Annotated in this window: 6 protein-coding genes and 1 pseudogene; all 7 read right to left on the reverse strand. The window is 55.8% G+C overall.

Annotated elements, in window-relative coordinates; genetic code table 11:
• Positions 1-276 (reverse strand): annotated as a pseudogene (locus A6U95_RS23375) (hypothetical protein); the annotation flags it as partial.
• 1,157 nt (positions 277-1,433) lie between these two features.
• Positions 1,434-2,414 (reverse strand): reverse transcriptase domain-containing protein, encoded by a 981-nt coding sequence (locus A6U95_RS23385; protein ID WP_241810718.1) that lies wholly within the window; start codon positions 2,412-2,414, stop codon positions 1,434-1,436.
• Positions 2,415-2,438: 24 nt separating this feature from the next.
• A complete protein-coding gene (locus tag A6U95_RS23390; protein ID WP_059202180.1) occupies positions 2,439-2,978 on the reverse strand; it encodes a fimbrial protein in 540 nt (179 codons plus the stop codon).
• 6 nt (positions 2,979-2,984) lie between these two features.
• Positions 2,985-3,470 (reverse strand): fimbrial protein, encoded by a 486-nt coding sequence (locus A6U95_RS23395; protein WP_065686244.1) that lies wholly within the window; start codon positions 3,468-3,470, stop codon positions 2,985-2,987.
• Positions 3,471-3,487: 17 nt separating this feature from the next.
• Positions 3,488-3,979 carry a fimbrial protein gene (locus A6U95_RS23400; protein ID WP_065686241.1) on the reverse strand — a complete coding sequence of 164 codons (492 nt, stop codon included), beginning with the start codon at positions 3,977-3,979 and terminating at the stop codon, positions 3,488-3,490.
• A gap of 14 nt (positions 3,980-3,993) precedes the next feature.
• Complete coding sequence (locus A6U95_RS23405; protein ID WP_083196453.1) at positions 3,994-4,506, reverse strand: fimbrial protein; 513 nt, start codon at positions 4,504-4,506, stop codon at positions 3,994-3,996.
• A 10-nt stretch (positions 4,507-4,516) separates the two neighbouring features.
• The coding region (locus A6U95_RS23410; protein ID WP_206744300.1) for a type 1 fimbrial protein at positions 4,517-4,850 on the reverse strand (334 nt) is incomplete at its 5' end.

Consider the following 4,850-nt stretch of genomic DNA (forward strand, 5'->3'; position numbering starts at 1 on the left):
GCCGCGGACGGTGGCATATTGCGCCGCACCGCTCATCAACCGGTCAAACTCAGCACGCTGCTTGTCGTACTGTTCCCGATTAACGGTTTTTTGCGCTTCGAGCTCGGCGCTGCAACGCTGCAGACGTTCGGCCTCAGTTCGCTCGTCATGTACAAATGCGGACGCATTATTGTCCGGCGTTACTTTACCTTTAGGGATGGTATTGCATCCTCCAATGAAGAGTGGACCTAAAAAGATGGCTAGCCAAACACGACTGGTGAATTGTGATGCGTACATGTTTACTCCGGGAACTTCAATACAGTAACTGATGGTGCCATAACGGTCTTACCCTTAGACCACACACTCAGCGGTTCAAATTAGGACGAAAATAAAGTTTTAGTGATAGATAGAGGCCCAGTAACAATTTCCGACATTGATCGGCCTGAGTCATTGCTGGCGTGGATTACGGTAGGCTCACAGTCCGATTCCGTGTATCCCCCTTGTTATAATTGATACCTGCCACTTTATTGTCGTATTACGATCTTCATCACTCTTTGTTAAGCAAGATCACAACGGGGCAAAGGAGGTGCTACTTCCCTCAAATTTGCATCTACAAATCATTATGGCCAGGTAACACGTACGAGGGCTGTTGCGTTATACACGCCCGGCGTCGTGACGGTGCTTGACTGTAGGGTGGCGCCTATGTTTACGGCCAAAGGGATATTTCGCTGTACATTCACCGGCTGCGGGGTGAGCCCATCCCGACCACCGACATCCATATCGGCATACATACTCCCAGTTGGGTCAAGCAGCACTCGAGAACTGGCGAGTGTCCGATCACCGGCTAGGATGGTAAGGGTGGCTGCATCATCGCAAGTCACGTTACCGGTTATATTGTGCCTCAGGAACGTTGTACCGGCCGGGATCACGCCGAAATTGATCGACGGAGGCAAGGTCAGAATGCAAGAAGTGGGTGTATACAGATTCGCAATCGGCACGCAATCCCCGAGATAGGTTGAGTTGTTAGAGATGCTGGTTCTTTCGAATAGGCACATGCGGGTTGCACCCAAGTTGTGAGCGCTTTGGATGTCAGAGTTTGTCCATCGGAACGTCGTCAGGGAGTTGTTGTTTTGGTTTAGGAATGTGGCCCAGGGCATCGGCGCAGTGCTAGCGCCTTGTCGGTTAGCAGTCCAGACCCCCACGGACATGAGTGGTACTGTATCAGTGGCACGCGTGACAGCGGTGAAGACCCCCCACGTATGGTAGTTTAGACCTCCAGTAGCCGTATGGAACCCGATGAGGTTAGGTCCGCCGGGCGTCAGCCGCACCGTGTTCCCATTTTCGATAATAAACCCGGCGTGGGCAGCATGTGTGAAAAGACAAAACGCGATGACCGGAAGTAGTTTAGTACTTTTTTTCAATTTGGATAACTCCAAGAACCGAGTTAGAGGCAATCACATCGAACCAGGCACGACCTGCATCAAACGCTCTGCCCATAATGTCCACCGTGCCTCATACGCCCGCACCCTTGCCATGGCCGCTTGTTCAGACAGCCCCCTGGCAACGGCTTGCTCATAAAGCCGCGCGCGTCGGTCACGATGGTTCTCTAATGCCCTGGCCGAGACGGTGGCCCCCGCAGGGGTAAACCACAGGCCCAGCCAGTCAAAGCCTTTCTCCACCCGGCCCTGTTGGGTCTTGTCCGGATGGCGTTCAAAACCGCCCAATTCAAAGAAGGTGTTAAGGGCGCGTATACATTTCCGCAGTCGCCAGCGCGTCGGCGCCAGTATCAGAAAGTCGTCCATGTACCGGGCATAAAACACCTCCTCTTGCGAAGCAAAATACGCATCCACATGATGGAGCAGACTGGCTCCAATCAGGGGACTCAGCGCACACCCCCGGCAAATCCCGCTGGTCGGGGTGATAAATTCACCACCATGTTCCACACTGTAATGCAGGTACTGCCGAATGAGTTGCTGTAGAACCGGGCAGCTAACGTACCTTTCTATCTGACTCATCACCTGCGTCTTGCGGATATGCCGGTAATAGCCTCGAATATCGGTACGCAGGACATAAGGATATCGCCCACTGTACAACGCCTCGCTGACCGCGCGGAGCGACCCACGGCTGCCCCCCTGCCCTTTGAGGTGGTAGCACAACCGGTGCCGAGGTAACTGATCTGCCACCTGCAACGCAACCCATTTCAGCACCAGTGCATCCCGGGCACACCATTGGGCCTGTGCTTGATTGCCTCGCCCAACAACCTGCATCGGCAACAGCCGGTAACACCCGGCCATGACCTCGGCCAACAGCCTACCGCCCTCTATCGGCCAGTGATGGCGCAGATGCCAGATATCCGCGTTGGCCGGGGCCTGGCGGCGTTGTCGACACACCCACTGATACGCCTGCTGCCAGAGTTCCGTCTCCAATCCACTCAAGGGGCATCAATGCCAGGGAGATATTCAGTCATAGTCCAGTTGGAACGTCGTGGTTGCCGTGAACGCGCCGCGCGTGATGCTCTGGTTGGCCAACGCCCCCGGCTCCCCTTGCAGATACGCACTGACCGTAATGACGTTGGTCCCGTTATTCAGGGGCGTCTTATCACCCGCCACATTTAGCGGTAAAAAACGCCCTCCCGATGTCTCCAGTCCCACAGCAACACCGGCTGCCGTACTCCCCGCATCAAAAGCCAGCAACCCCGGCAACGCCGCATTCTCTGTCCCGGTAAAGGTCGCAGTGACATTATTCGCGACCGTCGTGTCACAGTTCACCAGGTGTATATTCACCGCTCTCCCCTGCGTGCGCTGGTGCATGTAAAAATAACGGTCCGGGGTCATTCCCAACGAAATGTCCTGGTTCTCGTCACCGGTCTGGATATCACACGCCTCAAACACCAGCGCCCCATGCAGCCGCATGTTGTCTGCCGCACCAGAGGTAGAGGTCAGGAGCATTCCGCCCAGCAACACCGACACCCAACGGCACTTTCCTCGTCCTGACATCATCGTCTCCTATTGATAATCCGCCAGCAGCGTCGCTGTCGCTTCAAATACCCCGTCCGTCAACGTCACCGCAGGGTCTTTTACCGGTACCGCCTCCAGTATTGGTGGCGCCCCTGCGTTAATGGGCATACGGGTATTCATGGTAAACGGCACGCCATTATGCAGCAGCCGGATCCCCAGACCATTCTTGTCCGTCTGCACTGCGGCCGAATCAAACGCCGTTTCGGTGCCATTGAACGACAATCCCAGAGACCAGGCAGGGGCCCCCGGCGCACAGGTAATGGTGTAGGCCACTCCCTGTTTGTAGTTCACCCCGTTAACCTTGCCAACACCCACCTTGCTGCCAAAATCAACATCAATCAGGTTGCCGTTGTTGATTTCACACGGTGGGGGCTCCTGCAACGTTCCCGAGAACTGAACATCAACCGCCAGTGCCGGACTGCTGCTGACAACGAGAACCATCATCACCATCACCGGTATAGAGATACGCGACATCACCACCACCTCATCATTCACTGCCAGTCCAGTAACACGGTTGACGCAGCCGAAAATACCCCGCTGGTCAACGTAGACCCTGGGTTTTTCACGAGCACGGCTTCAATTGCCGGAAAGGTCGGGTAGGTAAAATTCAACCAGGTATTCACGTCCACCGGCGTCCCCGTACCGGTACCGCTGTACAGTTTGATCCCCAGGTCAGTCTTGTCGGTATTGACCACCGCGGCATCAAACGGAGCTCCTGTTCCTACAAACTGTAATCGCATGGTGTTCAAGGGCGGTGCAGTACACACGATATTCAATGGCACCGCCATTCGGTAGTTGACCCCGTCAACCCGGGTCGTTAACACCGTAGAACCAAAGTTGACATCCACATCCGTCCCGCCATTGATGGTGCAGGGGGGCGGATCAATCAACGTGCCACGAAAATTGACATCCACTGCGTTCGCCCCCGCACTCAGCAACATCCCTGTCAGCACGACACTGCTTATGACCTTTATTCTTAACATGGCGATTCTCCTGCTCATTGATATTCCACCAACAACGTGGCAGCGCCAGTGAAGGCCCCGCCCGTCAGGGTAGACCCTGCCTGTTTTACCGGTACGGCACTGATGACCGGCATGTTTGGATAGGTAAAGTTCAGCCAGCTCTTGGGCGCCACCTGGGCACCACCGCCATCCACCAATCGGATCCCCAGAATGGGATTGCTGGTCGCCAGGACCCCGGTATCAAACCCGGCCCCCATGCCATCAAACTGCAACTTCAAGGCATTGTTGGGCAGCCCGGGACACACCAGGTTATACGGCACCGGGCGGCGATAGTTATTGCCATCAACCTGGGTGGTGATCACATCATTACCAAAATCCACCGTGACATCGTTACCGTTGTTGAAAACGCAGGGTAGCGCCGCCACCACCGTCACGGTAATCGCCACGTTCTGCTGGGCAGTCCCCGCCACCACACTGCCGCTCGCCATACTCAGCATCAGCGGCAAAAACGGGAGTACTCGACGAGACTTTCCTCTCGTTAGGTTCATTGTCCGTTCCTCAGTCATAGCTCAGCCGAAAATCGACATTTGCCCAGTAGGCACCCGGTTGCAACGGCGCCAGGGTGCGCACCGGTGCCACATAATAGGTCAGGGTATCCTGACCCGGGGTCACCAGTACCGGCATGTCCCGGTTGCCGAGTCGTACCGGGCGCATGTCGCTGTCACTCAGTAAAATGCCCAGTCCCGAGACACCGTTCGCCCGGATCAGGCGCGGGTCGTGACTGTCCTGTGGCGCCAGGAACGACAAGGTGACGGCCGGTTGGCTTGAGCTCCAGCGCATATTGCCAGAGTTATTGTCCAGGCTGTTCGAGGAGAGGCGCATGCAGTCCCTC

The sequence above is a fragment of the Serratia sp. 14-2641 genome (assembly GCF_001692375.1).
GTDB lineage: Bacteria > Pseudomonadota > Gammaproteobacteria > Enterobacterales > Enterobacteriaceae > Chania > Chania fonticola_C.

What these genes read in the sequence shown, in the direction of transcription:
- A6U95_RS23405 (WP_083196453.1), bottom strand. Translation starts at nt 4,506, where the DNA reads ATGAACCTAACGAGAGGAAAGTCTCGTCGAGTACTCCCGTTTTTGCCG.
- A6U95_RS23400 (WP_065686241.1), bottom strand. Translation starts at nt 3,979, where the DNA reads ATGTTAAGAATAAAGGTCATAAGCAGTGTCGTGCTGACAGGGATGTTG.
- A6U95_RS23390 (WP_059202180.1), bottom strand. Translation starts at nt 2,978, where the DNA reads ATGATGTCAGGACGAGGAAAGTGCCGTTGGGTGTCGGTGTTGCTGGGC.
- A6U95_RS23395 (WP_065686244.1), bottom strand. Translation starts at nt 3,470, where the DNA reads ATGTCGCGTATCTCTATACCGGTGATGGTGATGATGGTTCTCGTTGTC.